Genomic DNA, 21,258 nt, shown 5'->3' on the forward strand with positions numbered 1-21,258 from the left:
GCCCGTCGGCCGCGTGCATTCGCGCCGAGCCGCAGCGGCCACTTCTGGAGAAACAACGATGCTATTAGCCACCGACCTGGATGGAACCTTTCTCGCTGGCGATCCCGAAGATCGCCTGAGCCTCTACCAGACCATCGCCGCCCACCCCGAGATCAAGCTCGCCTACGTCACCGGGCGCAGCCTGGAGGCGGTGCTGCCACTGCTGGCCGACCCGACGCTGCCGCAGCCGGACTACATCATCGCCGACGTCGGCGCGACCCTGGTGCATGGCGACAGCCTGCAACCGATCCAACCGCTGCAGAGCGTGGTCGATGTCCGCTGGCCCGGCGAAAGCCAGGTGGCCAGCGCCATCGAACCGTTCGGCCTGGAGCGCCAGGACGTGCCACAGGCGCGCCGCTGCTCCTACTTCTGCACGCCTGAGCAGGCAGCCAACCCGGCGCTACGCGAGATCGCCGATGAACTGGGCTGCGACCTGCTCTACTCCGCCGAGCTGTACCTGGACTTTCTGCCCAAAGGGGTTAACAAGGGCAGCAGCCTGCAGGCCCTGGCCGACTGGCTGGAGCTGGATCACGACCAGGTGCTGGCGGCCGGCGATACGCTCAATGACCTGTCCATGCTCAGCGCCAGCTTCCATGGCGTCTGCGTCGGCCAGTCGGAAGCCGCGCTGCTGGAAGCCACGCGCAGCCACTCGCGCACCCTGCACGCCAGCCGCCCTGGCTGCGGCGGGATTCTCGAAGCCTTCGCCCATTTCGGCTTCCTTGGCGAGCACGGCATCGCCGCCGAACGGCGCCAGGCCGCGCAGCCGGGCAAGGCCGAGCTGGTGATGGTCTACCATCGCCTGCCCTATGAGGAATACCGCAACGCCGCCGGCAAGCTGCAACGCCGCCGCCCCACCTCACCCAACGGCATCATCCCCACCCTGCTCAGTTTCTTCGGTGACGGCCAGCCCGGCTCCTGGGTCGCCTGGGCCGTGCACGAGGATGGCGACGAGCCGTTCGACAGCCACACCACCGTGGATGCCGAACGCTATCCCAAGCTGACCGCCGCGCGGGTCAAGCTGAGCAAGGAAGAGGTGGACATCTTCTACAAGCGCTTCTCCAAGGAAGCCTTCTGGCCCACCCTACACACCTTCTGGGAGCGCGCCACCTTCAACGAGGACGACTGGCAGGTGTTCCTCAGGGTCAACCGCGCCTTCGCCGAACGCACCGCGCTGGAAGCCGCCGAGGGCGCCATCGTCTGGCTGCACGACTACAACCTGTGGATGGTGCCGGCCTACCTGCGCGAACTGCGCCCGGACCTGCGCATCGCCTTCTTCCACCACACCTACTTCCCCTCGGCCGACGTGTTCAACGTGCTGCCCTGGCGCCGGCAGATCGTCGGCAGCCTGCTGCAATGCGACTACATCGGTTTCCATATCCCGCGTCAGGTGGAGAACTTCGTCGACGTTGCCCGCGGTGTGTTCCCGCTCAAGACGCTGGAACGGCAGAGCTGCGCGCCGCGCTTCATTACCTATGGTTGCGCCGTGGGCCTGGAGCGCATGACCACGGCCCTGGATACCGGTACCCGCCAGGTCAAGCTCGGCGCACACCCAGTAGGCCTGGACATCGACCGTGTGCGCAATGCATTGGAGGCACCGAAGATCAAGGAACTGATGGGCCAGCTGCGCGAAGAGATGAAGGGCGTGAAGCTGATTCTCGCGGTCGAGCGCCTCGACTACACCAAGGGCATCCTGGAAAAGCTCAACGCCTACGAGCGCCTGCTTGACGACAACCCCGAGCTGCTCGGCAAGGTCACCCTGGTGACGGTCTGCGTGCCGGCAGCACGCGAGATGACGGTGTACGACGAGCTGCAGACGCAGATCGAACAGGCCGTGGGGCGCATCAATGGACGCTTCGCCCGCATCGGCTGGACACCGCTGCAGTTCTTCTTCCGCAGCCTGCCATTCGAGGAAGTCAGCGCCTGGTACGCCATGGCCGACGTCATGTGGATCACCCCACTGCGTGATGGCCTCAATCTGGTGGCCAAGGAGTTCGTCGCCGCGCAAGGCCTGCTCGGTGGGCGTGGCGTGCTGGTGCTGTCGGAATTCGCCGGCGCCGCCGCCGAGCTCAAGGGCGCATTGCTGACCAACCCGCACGACCCGGCCGACCTGGCGCAGACCTGCTATCTGGCGCTGAACCTGCCCAAAAGCGAGGCCCAGGCGCGGCTGCGCGAGCTGTTCGATATCGTTTGCTTCAACGACATCCGCCGTTGGGGCGAGGACTTCCTGGCGGGCGTGCAGGTGGAGGAAGAGCGCGAGCCGCTGACGCTGGCGGGCTGAAAAACAGCGCTCGCGGCTGAAGCGGAATGCCGCCCAACCGCTCCTACCCAACTATTAGTCTGTAGGAGCGGCTTCAGCCGCGAATACCCGATCCCGCACCGCCGCGGATTGCATCCGGACTAGGCTTGGATGCTTGCTGTCAGCCCTCCTGACTATCGACCACGCAATTGATCATCCATGGCACACCAAAGCGGTCGGTGAGCATGGCGAATTGGGTCGCCCAGAAGGTGGCTTGCAGCTCCATCTGCACCTCGCCACCGGCCGACAACGCTTCATAGAGGCGCTCGGCCTCCGGCACGTTGTCCACCTGCAGGGAAATCGAGCAGCCCTTGATCCCTTCGTGCGGATACTGCGGGATGGTGTCAGAGGCCATCAGGATCTGATCACCCGCGGTCAGGCAAACATGCATCACCCGGTCGTGAAACTCCGGCGGCACTTCGCGGGCATCCGGGCTTTCGCCGAAGCGCATCAGCTCCAGCTTGCCACCCAGCAGTTCGGCGTAGAAATTGAAGGCTTCCTCGCACCGGCCGTCGAACATCAGATAGGCATGTATCTTCATCGTTGCTCTCCTTGGTTTTCACTGCTGATGCGCGCGCGGATACGCTCTTCCTGCTCGCGCAACTCGGGGGTGAACTCGGCGCCGAAATCCTCGACCTCGAAAATCTGCCGAATCTCAATATCGGATTCGCCAGGCATGGGGCTGGGACAGCGCTTGACCCAGTCGATGCAGGCCTGCAGCGACTCACACTGAAAGATCCAGAAACCGGCCACCAGCTCCTTGGTTTCCATGAACGGGCCATCGATCACCGTGCGCTGCGCCCCGGAGAACCGCACCCGCGCGCCTTTGGCGCTGGGATGTAGCCCCTCGCCAGCCAGCATCACACCCGCGGCGGCCAGCTCTTCGTTGTAACGGCCCATGGCCGTCAACAACTCCTCACTGGGCATCAGACCGGCTTCGGAATCCGCGGTCGCTTTGACAATCACCATGAAACGCATCGCCTTTCTCCTTGTTCGAGTCGAAGTCGCGCGCAGGGTGTCTCCCTACGGCTGACAGTGAACCCAGGGCGGGGTTCTATGCAGTAGTCGAATGGGCAACGGAACAATAGACAGGCGATGAAGAAGTTTTTGGTGGGGTCGTCAGAGACGACCCGCGGGGAGAGCTTCGCGCGGAGCCCTATGAGGCACACCGCGCAGGCTGAATCAAACGCGGAAGCGGCTGACCATGGACTGCAGCTGGCCGCCCAGGCGCGCCAGCTCGGCTGAGGACTTGGCCGTTTCGTCGCTGGCAGTGGCGGTCTGTTCGGAGACATCGCGCACGCTGAGGATGCTGCGGCTGATCTCCTCGGCCACGGCGCTTTGCTGTTCCGCGGCAGCGGCGATCTGCTGGTTCATCGACTGGATGTTGGACACCGCCTGGGTGATGCTGCCCAGCGAATCGCCAGCCTTGCGCGTCAGTTCGACGCTGCTGTCGGTCAGATTGCGGCTGTTGCGCATCACCGCAGCGACCTGCTGGGTGCCGCTCTGCAAGCCGGCGATCAGCGCCTCGATCTCCTCGGTGGACTTCTGCGTACGCTGCGCCAGGCCGCGAACCTCATCGGCGACCACGGCGAAACCGCGCCCGGCCTCGCCGGCACGCGCGGCCTCGATGGCGGCGTTGAGCGCCAGCAGGTTGGTCTGCTCGGCCACCGACTTGATCACGTCCATGACGCTGCCGATCTTGTCGCTTTCCTGCTGCAGGCCATTCATCGCATCGCTGGAGCGGCTGACCTCGGCGGCCAGACGTTCGATCTGCGAAATTACCTCGGCGACCACCTGATCACCGACACGCGCCTGGCCATCGGCCTGGTTGGCCGCCTGCGAGGCCTGCTCGGCATTGCGCGCAACTTCCTGCACGGTGGCCGACATTTCGTGCATGGCGGTGGCAACCTGATCGGTCTCGCTCTTCTGGCTGTTGGCGCCTGCGCTGGTCTGCTCGGTCACCGCCGACAATTCTTCGGCTGCGCTGGCAATCTGCGTGACGCTGTCGCGGATACCACCGATCAGCTCGCGCAGGGTGGTAGCCATATGCTGGATGCCCTGCTGCAACTGCCCCATCTCGTCGCGGCGGTCGACCTGCACGGTAGCGGTCAGGTCGCCCTCGGCAATGCGGCGCACCGCGCCCAGGGTGTCCTGCAATGGATGCGTAATCTGCCGGGTGATGATCCAGGCCGCGAGCACGCCGAAGAGTAGCGCCAGCAGCGTAGTGATGATCTGCAGGTTGCGTGCGGTCGCAGTTTCCTCATCACGGCGGTCGATCTGAATCTGTACCAGCGCCTCGTTATCCTTGACGATCTGGTAGCCCTGCTGGGTCAGCTCCACACGCGCAGCAACGATGATGTCGTTGGCCTGGCTGAAGCGCTGCACCTGCGCCCGATAGGCATCGAGACCGGCACGTACCGCGCTGATCGCATCGCCCTGCTCGCCTGCGAAGGCTGCCGCCAGAGCGTCGATACTCTGCACGGCGCGCTCGGTCTGGGCACGCATCGCCTGCTCGGTCTGCGGGTTTGGGTTGGCCGTATAGCCGCGTACCTCGTAACGGGTCAGCTGCAGATTCTCACGCACGTCGCGCACGGCCAGGTAACGCTCGGAACGCCGCTCGTCGAACTCAGGCATCAGCTGCACGGCCTTATACAAGTTTTCAAGCTCGGCAAAAGCCTGCTTCGCCAGGCTGCCCATCTGTTCGCGAGCAGCGCGTGCCGTGCGATAGGCCTCGGCCATGCGATTGAAGGATTGCTTGTACAGTTCGATCTGCTCGGCCTGTTGCGCCAGCAGCCGAACGTTTTCCTCGCTGCGGAAACGGCTGCGCACGTCAGCGTGCGCATTGCTGTAGCTGGCCAGCGACTTTTGCACCACCTCGGCCATCTTCTCGTCACCGTTATCGAGCATGTAACGCAGGCGGTCGACACGCAGCTCAGTCAGCAGATTGCTCAGGTGATTGATGTCGGCAGTCCAGTTGCTGCGCTGGATGAGGCCACCCATGCTGGTCCAGGCAACGCTGGCAAGGATCAGGGTCAGGGCCAGCACCAGACCGAAGCCGAGCGCGAGTTTGCGGGTCACGCTGAGGTTAGCGAACCAGGTGTTCATGAAATTCTCCAACTGCGGATGTTTCGGGTTTCGCTGGAGAATTGTTTTTGTTGAAGCCAGCACAAGGGATCAGCTGACGTACCAGGCGACCACTACGGCACAGATTTTAAGCGGGAAGACGTCACGACAGCGCCACCGGTGGCGGTGGCGCCTTGCGCTTCCATCATTCCAACAGTTGCAGGGCCTCGGCGCTGCATTGCTGGATGCGCGCCCAATCGCTGTTTTCCACCCATTCACGCTGGAACATCCAGGTGCCACCGATGCACATGACATTGGGCTGCGCCATGTAGCGCTGCAGGTTGTCCGCGGTAATGCCTCCGGTCGGACAGAAGCGCACGCCGCCGAAAGGTCCGGCGAGCGCCTTGAGCATCGCCACGCCGCCACAGACCTCTGCCGGAAACAGCTTGAAGCGGCGATAGCCCAAGGCGTAGCCGACCATCACATCGGACGCGCTGCTCACACCCGGCAGCAGCGGTAGCGGGCTGTCCAGCGCCGCCAGCAGCAGTTCGCGCGTGCTACCCGGCGTGACGATGAACTGCGCACCGGCCGCAGTCGCGGCAGCGAGCATGCTCTCGTCCAGCACGGTGCCGGCGCCGATACAGAGCTCGGGGCGTTCGGCACGCAGGCGACGAATCGCCTCCAGGCCGTGCTCCGAGCGCAGGGTCACTTCCAGCACGCGCAGGCCACCGGCGGCCAGTGCATCGGCCAGGGGCAGGATGTCCGCCTCACGGGCAATGGTGATCACCGGCATGATCCGCGCCTGCGCGCAGATGCGGTCGATCTCGGCGATTTTGTCGACCATGCGCGCGCGCTGGTCTTGGTCGGGGCTGGTCATGTCAGGGGCACCAATGGATTTCGAGGGGGGAATGCAAGAACGCGCGAATCGGCAGCTCGGAGGTTTCACCAGGCCGCAGCGCCGCGCCGAGGATGTTCAGTTTCGCCTGGCCCTGGATCGCCAGCAGCGGCAGGCGTGCGCTGGCCAATACCGGCAGAGTCAGGGTTAGGCGCTGCGCCGGCTCGCTCGGCGCCAGCATCGGCAGCACGCGGCGCGCGCAGTCGGGCTGCAACGCCTGATTCAGATTGGGGCTGTGCGGGAACAGCGAAGCGGTGTGGCCGTCATCGCCCATGCCCAACACCAGCACGTCTATCGGCGCCAGTTCGGCGACCGCAGCATCAGCCAGCTCGGCCGCCTGTTCGAGGTTGCCGGCAACCTGATACAGACTGAGAAAACGCGCTTCGGCCGCTGGCCCACGCAGCAGGTGACGACGCACCAGCGCCTCGTTGCTGCCCGCGTGATTGATCGGCACCCAGCGCTCGTCAGCCAGGCTCACCAGCACCTGCGCCCAGGGCACGTCCTGCTGCGCCAGCGCCTCGAAGAACGGCACCGGGCTGCGCCCGCCGGAGACGACCAGGGTGGCCTGACCGCGACTGGCAATGGCTTCACGAAGCGCATCGGCCACGCGCACCGCCATCGCCTGGGCCTGTTGTTCGGCACTGTCGTAGGGGCAGGCCTGTACGCCCTGCGGCAGTTTCAGTTCAGAGATCGCCATACCAGCTCCTGCCATCCCGGGTGATCAACGCAACCGAGGCCATGGGGCCCCAGCTGCCGGCGGTGTAGGGTTTCGGCGCTTCGCCGAGGCGCTGCCAGCCGTCGATCAACTGATCGCACCACTGCCAGGCGTATTCGATCTCGTCCTTGCGCACGAACAGGTTCTGGTTGCCGCGCATCACTTCCAGCAACAGGCGCTCGTAGGCATCGGGGATGCGCGCACTACGGTAGGTGTCGGAGAAACTCAGCTGCAGCGGACCGCTGCGCAGCTGCATGCCCTTGTCCAGTCCCTGATCCTTGGTCAGCACCTGCAGGGCGATCCCCTCGTCCGGCTGCAGGCGGATGATCAGCTTGTTGCCGATCAGTTGGCGTTGCTCCGGGGCGAAGATGTAGTGCGGCGGCGCCTTGAAGTGGATGACGATCTGCGAAAGCTTCTGTGGCATGCGCTTGCCGGTGCGCAGGTAGAACGGCACACCGGCCCAGCGCCAGTTGCGAATGTCGGCGCGCAGGGCGACGAAGGTTTCGGTATCGCTCTGGGTATTGGAGTTCTCTTCCTCCAGATAGCCCGGCACTGGCCGCCCATCGCTGCTGCCGGCGACGTACTGGCCACGCACCACGCGCTGGCCGAGCTGCTCGACGCTGATCGGCTCCAGCGCCTTGAGTACCTTGACCTTCTCGTCGCGAATGCTGTCGGCGGACAGGTCACTGGGCGGGTCCATGGCGATCAGGCAGAGCAGCTGCAGCAGGTGGTTCTGGATCATGTCGCGCAACTGCCCGGCCTGATCGAAGTAGCCCCAGCGGCCCTCGATACCGACCTTCTCGGCCACGGTGATTTCCACGTGGGAGATATGGTTCTGGTTCCACTGGGTTTCGAACAGGCTGTTGGCGAAGCGCAGGGCGATGAGGTTCTGCACCGTCTCCTTGCCCAGGTAATGGTCGATGCGATAGACGCGATTCTCCGGGAACACCTGGGCCACGGCATCGTTGACCGCACGCGAGGACGAGAGATCGTGGCCGATCGGCTTTTCCAGTACCACCCGCGTCCCTTCGGCCAGCCCGACGGCAGCCAGGTTGGCGCAAATGCCGCCATACACCGACGCTGGCGTGGCGAAGTAGGCGATCAGCTGATCCTCCGCGCTGACGTGCTCGAGCAGAGCGGCATAATCCTCGGACTTGAGAAAATCCATCGTCAGGTAGTTCAGCCGCGCGAGGAAACGCGCCAGGTCGGGTTCCGTTAGCTCCTTCGCCGGCACGTACAGCCGCAGAGCCTGCTCGATGGCGAACAGATGCCGACTCGGCTCACCGCCGTCACGCGCCAGGGCGAGGATGCGGGTGCCATCGTGCAGCAAACCGGCGCGATCGAGCTGATAAAGCGCGGGAAATAGCTTGCGCAAAGCCAGGTCGCCCAGCGCGCCGAACAGGGCCAAAGTGCAGGATTCAAGTTTCATCGCAGGCATGAGTTTGTTCTTTTATCAAGATGAACTAGAAATACCGGGTGATACTGCATTTATCAAGAAAAAATGTTGTCATAGCAACAACATTTTCCATGGCCACCGATAAGTCAGTGGTGGCCCGAGGGCAGCATCAGTAGGATAGGCCGACCGTTTGGCTAGCCATTGCCCTGCTGCCAAGCCCGTTAAACCGCTGTTAGGAGCCCCTATGGACCGAGTGCGCAACCTGCTGGAACAGATCCAGAGCCGCCTGGACGACCTGAACAAGGCCGAACGCAAGGTCGCCGAAGTGATCCTGCACGATCCGCAGCAGGCCACTCGTTTCAGCATCGCCGCACTGGCACAGGCGGCCGGGGTCAGCGAGCCGACGGTCAATCGCTTCTGCCGCTCGTTCGGCGCCAACGGCTACCCGGAGCTGAAGATGCAGCTGGCGCAGAGCCTGGCCAGTGGCGCTGCCTACGTCAGTCGCGCGGTGTCCGCCGACGACGGTCCAGAGGCCTACACTCGGAAGATTTTCGGCAGCACCATTGCCTCGCTGGACAGCGCCTGCCAGAGCCTCGACCCGCAACACGTCAGCCGCGCCGTCGACCTGCTGATCCAGGCACGGCAGATCCACTTCTTCGGCCTCGGCGCCTCGGCCTCGGTGGCGCTGGATGCGCAGCACAAGTTCTTTCGCTTCAACCTCGCGGTTTCGGCCCACTCCGACGTGCTGATGCAACGCATGATCGCCTCGGTGGCGCACACCGGTGATCTGTTCGTGATCATTTCCTACACCGGGCGCACCCGCGAGCTGGTGGAAGTGGCGCGCCTGGCACGTGAGAACGGCGCCTCGGTACTCGGCCTCACCGCCGCCGGCTCGCCGCTGGCCAAGGCCAGCACCCTGAGCCTGGACATTCCGCTGCCGGAAGACACCGACATCTACATGCCGATGACTTCACGCATCATCCAGCTCACCGTACTCGACGTGCTCGCCACCGGCGTCACCCTGCGCCGCGGCGTCGACTTCCAGCCGCACCTGCGCAAGATCAAGGAAAGCCTCAGCGCCAGCCGCTACCCGGCGGACGAAGAGCCACTGTAGAAATTCGGACAGGGCTTCCCTGCCTAGGCTCCGCACGAAAGTCGTCGAGCGAAGGTCAGGCGAAGCAGAACAGGTGAGAAACAGACTGGGCTCGCATTCGAGCGCACGAGCGATAAGCGAGCAGTACTCGCTTCGCGCGCTCTAAAGCGCGTTAACCACACGCGGCTTGCCGAACCTGTTTTTAACGAAGCATCACCGAGCGCAGGTACTGTCACAGAGCCTGGGTTGCGGTCGTGAAAACCTGCCCATATCGCTCAGGCAAATCAAATCGCATCTGGTAGGCTTGCCGGCTTTCCAGAAAGCCCAGGCCTCACTCCATGCAAGCACTGATCGCCCTCAGCCGTTTCATCGGCAACACCTTCGCCGTCTGGGTGTTGCTGTTCGCCGTCATGGCCTTCTTCCAACCCAGCTGGTTCCTGCCACTGACCGCCTGGATCGTCCCGTTGCTCGGACTGATCATGTTCGGCATGGGCCTGACCCTCAAAGGCGCGGACTTCCAGGAAGTCGCCCGTCGCCCGCTGGCCGTGCTGCTTGGCGTACTGGCCCAGTTCATCATCATGCCCTGCACCGCCTGGCTGCTGTGCCAGGTATTCGCGCTGCCGCCGGAAATCGCCGTGGGGGTGATTCTGGTCGGCTGCTGCCCGGGCGGCACTGCCTCCAACGTGATCACCTGGTTCGCCCGTGGCGACCTGGCGCTGTCGGTGTCGATCACCGCCGTCACCACCCTGCTCGCCCCGCTGGTCACCCCGGCGCTGATCTGGATGCTGGCCTCGGAATGGCTGCCAGTGTCGTTCAGCGCCATGTTCATCTCCATCCTCAAGATGGTGCTGCTGCCCATCGCCCTGGGTCTAATCGCCCAGCGCCTGCTCGGCGAGCGGGTGAAGACCGCGGTCGAGGTGCTGCCGCTGATTTCCGTGGTGAGCATCGTCGCCATCGTCGCTGCGGTCGTCGCCGCCAGCCAGGGCAAGATCGCCGAATCGGGCCTGCTGATCATGGCCGTGGTGATCCTCCACAACGGCATCGGCCTGGGCCTGGGCTATCTGACCGGGCGCCTGTTCGGCATGTCGCTGGCGCAGCGCAAGACGCTGTCGATCGAAGTCGGCATGCAGAACTCCGGCCTCGGCGCCGCACTGGCCAGCGCACACTTCAGCCCGCTGGCCGCCGTGCCCAGCGCCCTGTTCAGCGTCTGGCACAACCTGTCCGGCCCGCTGCTGGCGACCCTGTACCGCCGCATGGGCCAGAACGCCAAGCACAGCGCAGACTGATTCAGCATCTCGCACCAATCCGGGGCACCTTGCCCCGGACGCGTCAATGTGCACAATAATGGCGCACGCGAGGACGACCTCCACACCCTGAGCCCAGGGTGGCTCATCCGGGGACGGCCCCTTCAGCCACTGGAGGTGACTATGTCCTGGATCATTCTGTTTCTCGCCGGCCTGTTCGAGGTCGGCTGGGCCATCGGCCTGAAATACACCGAAGGCTTCACCCGCCCCTTGCCAACGGCGCTGACCGTCTGCGCCATGCTGGTCAGCCTCGGCCTGCTCGGCCTGGCGATGAAGGAACTGCCGCTGGGTACCGCCTACGCCATCTGGACCGGCGTCGGCGCCGTGGGCACGGTGATCGCCGGCATCATCCTGTTCGGCGAGTCGATGGCGCTGCTGCGCCTGGCCAGCGTGGCGCTGATCGTCTGCGGCTTGATCGGGCTCAAGTTGAGCCATTAGAAAGTCGGAATACAGATTCGTGGGAGGCGCTTTAGCGGCGAATCGCGGCTGCAACTGCAGGGATGCAGGAGGTAGAGCGAAGCAGGATGCCCGAGCCGAAAGCCCCTCCCACATGATTCAAGTCAACGCCAATCCCCACGCAAGGCCGCCACCTGCGCCTGCAACGCCTCGCGCTTGGCCTGCTCCGGCGCAATCGGCGCTCCAGCCACTAGGCACACCCGCGACCACAGGCGCTTGAACAGCCCTTTGTGCGGGGCGCGACTGAAGAAGCTGCCCCACAAGCCTTGCAGCGCCATGGGGATCACCGGCACCGGATTTTCTTCGAGGATGCGCTCGACCCCGGCCTTGAACTCGTCGATCTCGCCATCCCCGGTCAGTTTGCCCTCGGGGAAGATGCACACCAGCTCGCCATTGCGCAGGTACTCGGCGATCTTCTTGAACGCAGCGTCGTAGATCAGCAGATCCTCGTTGCGCCCGGCAATCGGCACGGTGCCGGCGGTGCGGAAGACGAAGTTGAGCACCGGCAGATCGTAGATCTTGTAGTACATGACGAAGCGCACCGGCCGGCGGATGGCGCCACCGATCAGCAGCGCATCGACGAACGATACGTGGTTGCACACCAGCACCGCTGCCCCTTCATCAGGGATCACGTCCAGCCCCTTGTGCTCGACGCGGTACATCGAATGCCCCAGCAGCCAGATGAGAAAACGCATGCTGAATTCGGGGACGATCTTGAAGATGTAGCTGTTGACCGCGATGTTCATCAGCGACACCACCAGGAACAGCTGCGGAATCGACAGCCCGGCGACGCTCAGGAACAGGATCGCGGCAATGGCCGACGCCACCATGAACAGCGCATTGAGGATGTTGTTCGCCGCGATCACCCGCGCGCGCTCATGCTCGGCGGTGCGCGACTGGATCAGCGCGTACAGCGGCACGATGTAGAAGCCGCCGAACAGACCGATGCCGAGGATGCAGCCGAGAATCCACCAGGCCTGGCCATGGCCCAGCAGCGCCAGCCAGTCATGCGGCGCAGCACCTTCGGGGAAACCACCGGAGAACCACCAGAGCAGGATGCCGAACAGGGTCAGGCCGATGGAGCCGAACGGCACCAGGCCAATCTCCACCTTGTGCCCGCTCATGCGCTCGCAGAGCATCGAGCCCAGGCCGATGCCCAGCGAGAACACGGTGAGAATCAGCGTCACCACGCTCTCGTCGCCGTACAACCACTCCTTGGCGTAGGCCGGAATCTGCGTCAGGTAGATCGCGCCGAGAAACCAGAACCAGGAGTTGCCCACCAGCGAGCGCGACACCGCCGGGCGCTGCCCCAGGCCGAGCTTGAGGATGGCCCAGGACTGGCGAAAGATATTCCAGTCCAGCGGCAGCCCCGGCATTGCCGCCGACGCCTTGGGAATGCCCAGGCTGGCCAGATAGCCGAGCAGCGCCACACCGACCACCGAACCGGCGACGATGGGCGCATAGCTGCTGCTGGCCATCATGATGCCGGCGCCAATGGTGCCGGCGAGAATCGCCAGGAAAGTGCCCATTTCCACCAGGGCGTTGCCACCCACCAGCTCCTCTTCCTTCAGGTGCTGCGGCAGGATCGAATACTTGACCGGGCCGAATAGCGCCGACTGCGTGCCCATGGCGAACAGCACGGCGAGCATCAGCGGCAGGTTGTCCAGCAGCACACCGGCAGCGCCGGCGAGCATGATGCCGATCTCGGCGAACTTGATCTTGCGGATCAGCGAGTCCTTGGCGAATTTCTCGCCGAACTGCCCACCGAGGGCGGAGAACAGAAAGAACGGCAGGATGAACAACAAGGCGCAGAGGTTGACCAGCAGATCGCGGTCGGCGCCCGTGTTGAGCTTGAAGAGGATGGCGAGAATCAGCGACTGCTTGAAGATGTTGTCGTTGAAGGCGCCGAGCAATTGCGTCACGAAAAACGGCAGGAAGCGCTTCTTGCCGAGCAGGGCGAATTGCGATTGTTGGGTCATCGTCCATGGTCCTCGCGGGAGTCGGTTTTTGCCCGCACAGGCATTTGACTGCAAATCGCCCCACGAAAGCCACAGGGCAAATGCGAACGCCTTGGCGGTTCCCTCCTTCGTGGAAGGGCTTTCGGCTCGGGCATCCTGCTTCGCCCTACCTCCTGCATCCATGCAGTCGTAGCCGCGATGCTTTCGCCGCTGAAGCGCCTCCTACAACGCGCGCGCCACTGAACGCGGCGCAAAAAAAACGGCAGCCCAATCGGGCTACCGTTCTCGAACTCGGAGAAAACGTCAGTGCCCTCGCACTGACTACAACCTCACCTGCACTCCCTGGGGGAATGCCAGCGCAGTCTGACAAAAGCCAGGCACAGCGTCCGTTTAGCTTTGTTAACTGCCTGCAAAGAAATGTAAACGGCGGATGACTGCACGGTCCATGGCGCGGCACAATCGCGCCCATGAATGCCTACCACCCCGCCTGCTGCAGCCCCCTCGACGACCACGACCCGCTCCCGCGCCCGCTCGCAGGCGCGCAGTTGATCAGCACGCGCTTCGACCCTGCCCTGCTCGCCGAAGACGACCTCGCCCGCTGCGGCATTCCCCCCGTGCGCGGCGTCGCCAAGCGCCAGGCCGAATACCTGGCCGGACGTCTGTGCGCACGCGAGGCGCTACGCCGCGTGAGCGGCCGGGCCAGCGTACCGGCGGTGGGCGAGGACCGCGCCCCGCAATGGCCACATGGCGTGGTCGGCTCCATCACCCACGGCGACAACTGGGCCGCAGCGCTGGTCGCAGCAGACAGCCGATGGAGAGGCCTGGGCCTGGATGTAGAGCGCCTGTTACCGGCCGAACGCGCCCAGCGTCTGCAGGGCGAAATCCTCACCGCCGCCGAACTGCGGGGCCTGCAGGGCCTGGATGAAGAAAGCCGCGCCGCGCGCATCAGCCTGACCTTCTCGCTCAAGGAAAGCCTGTTCAAGGCGCTGTACCCGCTGACCCTGACGCGCTTCTACTTCCATGACGCCGAGCTGCTGGACATCGATCAGCACAGCGCGCGCCTGCGCCTGCTGATCGACCTGCACCCGGACTGGCGTGAAGGTGCCGAGCTGGATGGCCAGTTCGTGCTGTTCGATAACAAGGTGCTGAGCCTGGTGGCCGTGGCGGCGTGATCAAGCGCCCCGACGTACATTGATAAGCCGGTGCGCGCGGCGCACCCTTCAAAGCCGGCGGCGGTCACGACGTAGCCCGGATTTCATGCTGGCTGGATAGAGCTATCGCGGCTGAAGCCGCTCCCACGGGACCTGTGAGCCTCTGTAGGAGCGGCTTCAGCCGCGATGCTTTTGGCCGCGCTCAATCGCCCCGGATTGCATTCGGGCTACAGCGCAGGCAAAAAATCGGTGCGCACAGCGCACCAGGCCCAACACGCAATCGCGCCCTACTCCCCCTGCCGCCGCGGCCATACCAGGCTGAAACGCGCGCCGCCGAGACTTTCGCTACGCCCGATCTGCGCGCGGCCGCCGTGCCAGTAGATGATCCTACGCACGATGGACAGCCCCAGGCCATGCCCACCAGAGGCCCGCGTGCGACTGTCATCGAGGCGCAGGAAGGGGCTGAACAGGCGTTCCCAGGCTTCCTCCGGCACGCCCGGCCCGTCGTCTTCGACATCGATGCGGCAACGCTTGTAGCCGACCTGGCAACTGATCGACACCCTGCCTTCGGCATAACGCATGGCGTTGCTCACCAGGTTCTGCAGGGCGCGATGCAGGTAACGCGGCTCGGCTTCGACCCAGCAGGCACCGTCAGACTGCACGCTGAGCACCGCACCGCATTCCACATGCACCTTGTTGCTCAGGGGCGCCAGCTCGTCGATCACCTGGTCGATCAGCGCTCTGAGCTCCACCTGCTGGAAATTCAACGCCGGCGAGCCCTGCTCCAGGCGCGCGTAGGTCAGCATCTCGTCGACCAGCTTGTCGAGGTCCTGGATATCGCTGTCCATGCCATCCATGTACTTGCGCCGGGCACTTTCGTTGGGTGCGTCGGCGATCATCTCCAGGCCGAAGCGCAAGCGCGCCACCGGCGTGCGCAACTCGTGGGACACCGCCCGCACCAGCTCACGCTGCGTGCTCAGGGACGTCTGCAGGTGCTCGGCCATGGCGTTGAAGCTGCTGGCCAGGCGCCCCACCGAGTCCGCGCCGCGCGTCGGCACGCGCGCATCCAGGCGGCCGCTGGCGATATGCGTAGCCGCGCTTTCCAGCGCACGCAGGCGCTGCTCCAGCGAGCGCACCAGTAGATAGACGATCAAACCGATCAGGCTCAGGCCCAGCGCGCCGATCAGCACCAGCAACTGCGGCGGATAGGGGTTCATCTGGTACAGCGGGCCGATTTCCAGCACCCAGGGCGTATCGACGATGCCGGAAAACACATAGATGGAGTCGCCCCCCTTGCCCAGCGCCATCACCGTATCGCCCTCGTCGATACGCCGACGCTGGTCGAGGTCGATGGTGGCCTCTTCGAGTCGCACCAGCTGCAGGTCGAAGCCGAACTGCTTGGCCGCCTTCAGCTCAGCCAGGCGCTGCGGCTGCTCATGCACCGGGTAGCGCACCAGCTCGTCGATCAGCAGGTAGTTGGTAGCGCGCGCCAGCTGCTCGCTGATCTGCTGGATCTCACCCGTCAGCAGCAGCGGCTGCTTGCCATCGAGCAGGCCGTAGACCTTGGCCGAGTGCGGGCCGGTCTGTTGCACCAGCACGTGGCCGCGTTGCAGCCGGTTGCGCTCGCTGCTGTCCAGCGGCACATCGCTCAGGGCCTGCAGCTCCAGCGGGATACCCAGCAGGCGCGACCACACCACCAGGGCGCGCTTGCGCTCCACCTCGTTCATTGGCAACAGGTTATCCGCCATCAGACGGAAAGTGCCGCGCGCCAGTCCTTCACGGTACTGGTCGCCGCGCACCTCGTTGACCAGATGCAGCGTACCGACGCCCAGCAGCGCCACCAGCACCAGCGCGGCGAGCATGCCGCCATAGATGCGCAGGAAGATCGAGTTCATCGCCGCTCCCACTGCGTGCGCAGCAGGCCGAAGCAATCCAGGCTGAGGTAACGCCCGTTGTGCAGCTCGCACTCGCGGCGTACGCCCTCGTGGGTGAAGCCCAGGCGGCGCAGCAGGCCACTGCTGGCACCATTGTCGGTGTCCACCACGGCCTCGATGCGATGCAGATCCATCGCGGCGAAACCATGGGCGATCACCGCTTCCAGGCTTTCGCGCATGATGCCGCTGCGCCAGTGCTGCGGCAGCAGCCAGTAGCCCAGCTCTGCACGGCGGTGACTGCGCTCCCAGTCGTTGTAGCCGCATGCCCCGAGCAGCTCGTGCGGCGCGTCCGGCCGGCAGATGCCCCACCAGATGCCGGTGCGTTCGAGCAACTGCTCGCGGTACCAGTCCATCTGCTCCTGGGTGGCCTCCAGCGTGGCATAGGACACGCCGTAGTAACGAATCACCTGCGGATGGGACAGACCGTGAAAGATGCCGTGGATATCGTCCTGGACGATCTCGCGCAGCTGCAAGCGCCGCGTCGCCAACATGCTGAAACCTGCCGGCTCGCTGGTCTGACGGTCATGGGGCAAGGGGCTCACAACAGCGCCTCGGCGGCCTCGGCGACGAACAGGTAGCCCTTGCTACGCACCGTCTTGATCATGCGCGGATGCATCGGGTCATCACCGATCTTCGGGCGGATACGCGAAATGCGCACGTCGATGGAGCGATCCTGGCCGTCGTACTCGATGCCACGCAGGGAATTGAAGATTTCCTCTCGCGACAGGATGCGCCCGGCGTTGACCGCCAGCAGCCACAGCAGGTCGAACTCGGCGCTGGTCAGCTCGATGCCCTGCTCGCCCAGCCAGGCTTCGCGCATCGCACTGTCGATGGCCAACGCGCCGAACTGCAGGCGCCGCGGCTGACCTTCGTCGCGCTCGCTCTCGCCACCTTCGCGGCGGCGCAGCAACGCGCGAATGCGCGCCAGCAACACACGCGGGCGTACCGGCTTGCACACGTAATCATCGGCGCCCATCTCCAGCCCCAGCACCTGGTCCATGTCGTCGGTACGCGCGGTGAGCATGAGGATCGGCCCCTTGTAGCCGCCACGCACCTTGCGACAGATGCTCAGGCCGTCCTCACCCGGCAGCATCAGGTCGAGAATCACCAGGTCCGGCTGCTCGGCGAGAATCCGCGCCGCCGCACTGCCGCCATCGGCCTCGATGGCCACGCGCAGGCCGTTGCCTTCCAGATACTCTCGGGTCAACTGCGCCAGGCGCTGGTCATCCTCGACGATCAGAATCTGCCACGCTTCTTGTTCCACACCCTCTCCCCTTTGCATACCGGCAAGCGCCGCAAATACCGCAGCCATTCTAGGGGCTGTGCGCGTCTCGGTGCGAGCGGCAAACCAGTGCCCGAGCCTGGCCCTCTCGTCAAGCACAGCACATGCCAAAAGCACTATATATAGTGGTAGTCTGTGCACTGCCGAACAGCTTCGCCAAGTCGCGGAGATTCCGCCTCCAAGGGCGACGAACGGCATTCAGTAGCCAGAGCCAGAGACCATGCGGGCTACGCCGCCGACACCCACAAGACACCCACATCTTATCCACAGGTTGTTCTTTTCCTAGCGCCTTGCAATGCCTCCAACAGCGCACTATCTTGTATCCCCATCGCGCGGCACCCACCAGATATTGGGTTGACGCAGAAACCCGGATACAAAAAGAACGAATCGCGCAAGCCCTTTTCACAGGGTTTTCCAGATGTTCCGGCCAATCGTTTCGCCCTAACCCAGGCCTGGCCTGGGTTACAGCCACGCTGCAACGCTCGACGTTGCGCGTGAGCCGGTCAGACAGCGGTCTTGTCCGCCAGTCGACCACTATATGTAGTAGGCGGGGTGTGGTAATGCCCCGCTGTGACTTATGCGCCAGGACGGCACTTGAAGTCGTGCCCACCCTGCCAGCTCTTGCGACACCCCGTACCCGGCCCCGCTGCCGCGTGCGGCTCAGTTGTTAATGGAATGAACGGCGGACAAGGCACGGTTTCCAATCGTGACGTCCAACCCAAAATTACAGAACACGGAGATCTCCATGCATACCGACACTACTCGCGAGAACCCGCAGGCCGTGACGCCGCAGGCCGCTGAATCCTCCCAGGATCTGGCTGCCACCGCGCCCGGCCAACTGCGTGTGATCAAGCGCAACGGCACTGTCGTCCCCTACACCGATGACAAGATCACCGTCGCCATCACCAAGGCCTTCCTTGCAGTAGAAGGCGGCACCGCTGCCGCTTCGTCGCGTATCCACGACACCGTCGCGCGCCTGACCGAGCAGGTCACCGCCACCTTCAAGCGCCGCATGCCGTCCGGCGGCACCATCCACATCGAAGAAATCCAGGACCAGGTCGAACTGGCCCTGATGCGCGCCGGCGAGCAGAAAGTCGCCCGTGACTACGTGATCTACCGCGAAGCCCAGGCCAGCAAACGCAAGGCCAGTGCCGGCAGCGAGATCGCCCAGCCGCACCCGAGCATCCGTATCACCAACGCCGCTGGCGAAGTACAGCCGCTGGACATGGGCCGCCTGCAGACCATCATCCGCGAAGCCTGCGAAGGCCTGGCCGAGGTCGACGGCAGCCTGATCGAGCGCGAAACCCTGAAGAACCTGTACGACGGCGTAGCCGAGAAGGACGTCAACACCGCCCTGGTGATGACTGCCCGTACACTGGTCGAGCGTGAGCCGAACTACAGCTACGTCACCGCCCGCCTGCTGATGGACAACATCCGCGCCGAGGCCCTGAGCTTCCTCAGCATCGCCGCCAGCGCCACCCACCACGAGATGGCCGACCTGTACGCCAAGGCCCTGCCCGCCTATGTCGAAAAAGGCGTGGAGTTCGAGCTGCTGGACGCCAAGCTGAAGACCTTCGATCTGGAGAAACTGGGCGCCGCGATCAACCACGAGCGCGACCAGCAGTTCACCTACCTGGGCCTGCAGACCCTGTACGACCGTTACTTCATCCACAAGGACGGCATCCGCTTCGAACTGCCGCAGGTGTTCTTCATGCGCGTGGCCATGGGCCTGGCCATCGAAGAGCCGAAGAACCGCGAAGACCGCGCCATCGAGTTCTACAACCTGCTGTCCTCGTTCGACTACATGGCGTCGACCCCGACCCTGTTCAACGCCGGCACCCTGCGTCCGCAGCTGTCGTCGTGCTACCTGACCACCGTGCCGGACGACCTGTCGGGCATCTACGGCGCCATCCACGACAACGCCATGCTGTCGAAATTCGCTGGCGGTCTGGGCAACGACTGGACGCCGGTGCGCGCGCTGGGCTCCTACATCAAGGGCACCAACGGCAAATCTCAGGGCGTCGTGCCCTTCCTCAAAGTGGTCAACGACACCGCCGTGGCGGTCAACCAGGGCGGCAAGCGCAAGGGCGCGGTCTGCGCCTACCTGGAAACCTGGCACATGGACATCGAGGAATTCCTCGAGCTGCGCAAGAACACCGGTGACGACCGTCGTCGTACCCACGACATGAACACCGCCAACTGGATTCCGGACCTGTTCATGAAGCGCGTCTTCGAAGACGGCAAGTGGACCCTGTTCAGCCCGAGCGAAGTGCCGGACCTGCACGACCTGACCGGCAAGGCCTTCGAAGAGCGTTACGAGTACTACGAAGCCCTGATCGAGTACGGCAAGATCAAGCTGTACAAGACCATCCAGGCCAAGGATCTGTGGCGCAAGATGCTCTCGATGCTGTTCGAGACCGGCCACCCGTGGCTGACCTTCAAGGACCCGTGCAACCTGCGCAGCCCGCAGCAGCACGTGGGCGTGGTACACAGCTCCAACCTGTGCACCGAGATCACCCTGAACACCAACAAGGACGAGATCGCGGTCTGCAACCTGGGCTCGGTCAACCTGGTCAACCACATCGTCGACGGCAAGCTGGACATCGAGAAACTCGGCCGCACCGTGAAGACCGCTGTGCGCATGCTCGATAACGTCATCGACATCAACTACTACAGCGTGGATCAGGCGCGTAACTCCAACTTCAAGCACCGTCCGGTCGGCCTCGGCCTGATGGGCTTCCAGGACGCCCTGTACCTGCAGCACATCGCCTACGGTTCCGACGCTGCCGTCGAATTCGCCGACAAGTCGATGGAAGCCATCAGCTACTACGCCATCCAGGCTTCCTGTGACCTGGCCGAAGAGCGTGGCAGCTACAGCACCTTCGAAGGTTCGCTGTGGAGCAAAGGCATCCTGCCGCTGGACTCGCAGCAACTGCTGATCGAAGCCCGTGGCCAGAAGTACATCGACGTCGACCTGTCCGAATCGCTGGACTGGGCGCCGATCCGCGAGCGCGTGAAGAAAGGTATTCGCAACTCGAACATCATGGCCATCGCGCCGACCGCGACCATCTCCAACATCATTGGCGTGTCGCAGTCCATCGAGCCGACCTACCAGAACCTGTACGTGAAATCGAACCTCTCCGGCGAATTCACCGTGATCAACCCCTACCTGGTGCGCGACCTGAAGAACCGCGGCCTGTGGGACCCGGTCATGGTCAACGACCTGAAGTACTACGACGGCTCCGTGCAGCAGATCGAGCGCATCCCGCAGGATCTGAAAGACCTGTACGCCACCGCGTTCGAAGTGGAAACCAAGTGGATCGTCGACGCCGCCAGCCGTCGCCAGAAGTGGATCGACCAGGCTCAGTCGCTGAACCTGTACATCGCCGGCGCCTCGGGCAAGAAGCTGGACGTGACCTACCGCATGGCCTGGTACCGTGGCCTGAAAACCACCTACTACCTCCGTGCCCTGGCCGCCACCAGCACCGAGAAGTCCACCATCAACACCGGCAAGCTCAATGCTGTTTCCGCCGGTGGCGACGAAGGCTTCTCGGCCAAGGCCCAGGCCCCTGCCCAGCAGGCCGCCCCGGCGCCGGCACCGGTTCCCAAGGCCTGTGCCATCGACGAACCCGACTGCGAAGCGTGCCAGTAAGGCTTTCGCGCGTATCTGAGCGGC

Annotated in this window: 16 protein-coding genes; 6 read left to right on the forward strand and 10 right to left on the reverse strand. The window is 64.1% G+C overall.

What is annotated here, in order from left to right:
• Nucleotides 1-58 precede the first annotated feature (58 nt).
• Complete coding sequence (gene ggpS, locus EL191_RS16210; protein ID WP_041979951.1) at nucleotides 59-2,317, forward strand: glucosylglycerol-phosphate synthase; 2,259 nt, start codon at nucleotides 59-61, stop codon at nucleotides 2,315-2,317.
• 139 nt (nucleotides 2,318-2,456) lie between these two features.
• Here the strand turns inward: ggpS and EL191_RS16215 are convergent, their stop codons facing one another.
• The 6 genes from EL191_RS16215 to zwf all read right to left on the reverse strand — a co-directional run bounded on the left by EL191_RS16215 (nucleotide 2,457) and on the right by zwf (nucleotide 8,446).
• Entirely contained in the window at nucleotides 2,457-2,876 is a 420-nt protein-coding gene (locus EL191_RS16215; protein WP_041979949.1) for a VOC family protein, read from the reverse strand.
• Nucleotides 2,873-3,313, reverse strand: coding sequence for a YciI family protein (locus EL191_RS16220; protein ID WP_041979947.1), 441 nt, complete (start codon nucleotides 3,311-3,313; stop codon nucleotides 2,873-2,875). The genes EL191_RS16215 and EL191_RS16220 overlap by 4 nt, the downstream gene beginning before the upstream one ends.
• Before the next feature lie 204 nt (nucleotides 3,314-3,517).
• Nucleotides 3,518-5,440: a HAMP domain-containing methyl-accepting chemotaxis protein gene (locus EL191_RS16225; RefSeq protein ID WP_026042054.1), complete on the reverse strand. Its 1,923-nt coding sequence runs from the start codon at nucleotides 5,438-5,440 to the stop codon at nucleotides 3,518-3,520.
• A 163-nt stretch (nucleotides 5,441-5,603) separates the two neighbouring features.
• The gene (locus tag EL191_RS16230; protein ID WP_013716512.1) at nucleotides 5,604-6,275 is read right to left on the reverse strand and encodes a bifunctional 4-hydroxy-2-oxoglutarate aldolase/2-dehydro-3-deoxy-phosphogluconate aldolase; all 672 of its coding nucleotides are present in this window, start codon (nucleotides 6,273-6,275) and stop codon (nucleotides 5,604-5,606) included.
• A 1-nt stretch (nucleotide 6,276) separates the two neighbouring features.
• Complete coding sequence (gene pgl / locus EL191_RS16235; protein WP_017362129.1) at nucleotides 6,277-6,990, reverse strand: 6-phosphogluconolactonase; 714 nt, start codon at nucleotides 6,988-6,990, stop codon at nucleotides 6,277-6,279.
• The gene (gene zwf / locus EL191_RS16240) at nucleotides 6,977-8,446 is read right to left on the reverse strand and encodes a glucose-6-phosphate dehydrogenase (protein WP_017362130.1); all 1,470 of its coding nucleotides are present in this window, start codon (nucleotides 8,444-8,446) and stop codon (nucleotides 6,977-6,979) included. Before zwf ends, pgl begins: the two co-directional genes overlap by 14 nt.
• A gap of 202 nt (nucleotides 8,447-8,648) precedes the next feature.
• Here zwf and EL191_RS16245 point away from each other — a divergent pair, with 202 nt between their 5' ends.
• From EL191_RS16245 to sugE, 3 genes are all read left to right on the forward strand, one after another.
• A complete protein-coding gene (locus EL191_RS16245; RefSeq protein WP_013716515.1) occupies nucleotides 8,649-9,518 on the forward strand; it encodes a MurR/RpiR family transcriptional regulator in 870 nt (289 codons plus the stop codon).
• Between the two features lie 317 nt (nucleotides 9,519-9,835).
• A complete protein-coding gene (locus EL191_RS16250; protein ID WP_041979942.1) occupies nucleotides 9,836-10,783 on the forward strand; it encodes a bile acid:sodium symporter family protein in 948 nt (315 codons plus the stop codon).
• A gap of 141 nt (nucleotides 10,784-10,924) precedes the next feature.
• Nucleotides 10,925-11,239 (forward strand): quaternary ammonium compound efflux SMR transporter SugE, encoded by a 315-nt coding sequence (gene sugE, locus EL191_RS16255; protein ID WP_017362132.1) that lies wholly within the window; start codon nucleotides 10,925-10,927, stop codon nucleotides 11,237-11,239.
• A gap of 122 nt (nucleotides 11,240-11,361) precedes the next feature.
• Here the strand turns inward: sugE and EL191_RS16260 are convergent, their stop codons facing one another.
• Nucleotides 11,362-13,236, reverse strand: coding sequence for an MFS transporter (locus EL191_RS16260; RefSeq protein WP_013716518.1), 1,875 nt, complete (start codon nucleotides 13,234-13,236; stop codon nucleotides 11,362-11,364).
• A 446-nt stretch (nucleotides 13,237-13,682) separates the two neighbouring features.
• On the opposite strand from EL191_RS16260, the gene EL191_RS16265 reads away from it, so the two are divergent.
• Nucleotides 13,683-14,387 (forward strand): 4'-phosphopantetheinyl transferase family protein, encoded by a 705-nt coding sequence (locus EL191_RS16265; RefSeq protein ID WP_041979940.1) that lies wholly within the window; start codon nucleotides 13,683-13,685, stop codon nucleotides 14,385-14,387.
• Nucleotides 14,388-14,653: 266 nt separating this feature from the next.
• On the opposite strand, the gene EL191_RS16270 is transcribed toward EL191_RS16265, so the two are convergent.
• The 3 genes from EL191_RS16270 to EL191_RS16280 are packed head-to-tail and all read right to left on the reverse strand — an operon-like array spanning nucleotide 14,654 to nucleotide 17,564.
• Entirely contained in the window at nucleotides 14,654-16,261 is a 1,608-nt protein-coding gene (locus EL191_RS16270; RefSeq protein ID WP_041979938.1) for an ATP-binding protein, read from the reverse strand.
• Nucleotides 16,258-16,842: a GNAT family N-acetyltransferase gene (locus tag EL191_RS16275; protein ID WP_052435038.1), complete on the reverse strand. Its 585-nt coding sequence runs from the start codon at nucleotides 16,840-16,842 to the stop codon at nucleotides 16,258-16,260. The genes EL191_RS16270 and EL191_RS16275 overlap by 4 nt, the downstream gene beginning before the upstream one ends.
• Nucleotides 16,839-17,564 (reverse strand): response regulator, encoded by a 726-nt coding sequence (locus EL191_RS16280; protein ID WP_041979936.1) that lies wholly within the window; start codon nucleotides 17,562-17,564, stop codon nucleotides 16,839-16,841. Before EL191_RS16280 ends, EL191_RS16275 begins: the two co-directional genes overlap by 4 nt.
• 763 nt (nucleotides 17,565-18,327) lie before the next feature.
• Between EL191_RS16280 and EL191_RS16285 the strand changes: the two genes are divergently transcribed.
• The gene (locus EL191_RS16285) at nucleotides 18,328-21,234 is read left to right on the forward strand and encodes a ribonucleoside-diphosphate reductase subunit alpha (protein WP_041979934.1); all 2,907 of its coding nucleotides are present in this window, start codon (nucleotides 18,328-18,330) and stop codon (nucleotides 21,232-21,234) included.
• Nucleotides 21,235-21,258 lie beyond the last annotated feature (24 nt).

Source organism: Pseudomonas mendocina, from assembly GCF_900636545.1.
Taxonomy (GTDB): Bacteria; Pseudomonadota; Gammaproteobacteria; order Pseudomonadales; family Pseudomonadaceae; genus Aquipseudomonas; species Aquipseudomonas mendocina.

Bases quoted from the DNA above. Each gene is read 5' to 3' on its own strand.
- ggpS (WP_041979951.1), top strand. From the start codon at position 59: ATGCTATTAGCCACCGACCTGGATGGAACCTTTCTCGCTGGCGATCCC.
- EL191_RS16215 (WP_041979949.1), bottom strand. From the start codon at position 2,876: ATGAAGATACATGCCTATCTGATGTTCGACGGCCGGTGCGAGGAAGCC.
- EL191_RS16220 (WP_041979947.1), bottom strand. From the start codon at position 3,313: ATGCGTTTCATGGTGATTGTCAAAGCGACCGCGGATTCCGAAGCCGGT.
- EL191_RS16225 (WP_026042054.1), bottom strand. From the start codon at position 5,440: ATGAACACCTGGTTCGCTAACCTCAGCGTGACCCGCAAACTCGCGCTC.
- EL191_RS16230 (WP_013716512.1), bottom strand. From the start codon at position 6,275: ATGACCAGCCCCGACCAAGACCAGCGCGCGCGCATGGTCGACAAAATC.
- pgl (WP_017362129.1), bottom strand. From the start codon at position 6,990: ATGGCGATCTCTGAACTGAAACTGCCGCAGGGCGTACAGGCCTGCCCC.
- zwf (WP_017362130.1), bottom strand. From the start codon at position 8,446: ATGCCTGCGATGAAACTTGAATCCTGCACTTTGGCCCTGTTCGGCGCG.
- EL191_RS16245 (WP_013716515.1), top strand. From the start codon at position 8,649: ATGGACCGAGTGCGCAACCTGCTGGAACAGATCCAGAGCCGCCTGGAC.
- EL191_RS16250 (WP_041979942.1), top strand. From the start codon at position 9,836: ATGCAAGCACTGATCGCCCTCAGCCGTTTCATCGGCAACACCTTCGCC.
- sugE (WP_017362132.1), top strand. From the start codon at position 10,925: ATGTCCTGGATCATTCTGTTTCTCGCCGGCCTGTTCGAGGTCGGCTGG.
- EL191_RS16260 (WP_013716518.1), bottom strand. From the start codon at position 13,236: ATGACCCAACAATCGCAATTCGCCCTGCTCGGCAAGAAGCGCTTCCTG.
- EL191_RS16265 (WP_041979940.1), top strand. From the start codon at position 13,683: ATGAATGCCTACCACCCCGCCTGCTGCAGCCCCCTCGACGACCACGAC.
- EL191_RS16270 (WP_041979938.1), bottom strand. From the start codon at position 16,261: ATGAACTCGATCTTCCTGCGCATCTATGGCGGCATGCTCGCCGCGCTG.
- EL191_RS16285 (WP_041979934.1), top strand. From the start codon at position 18,328: ATGCATACCGACACTACTCGCGAGAACCCGCAGGCCGTGACGCCGCAG.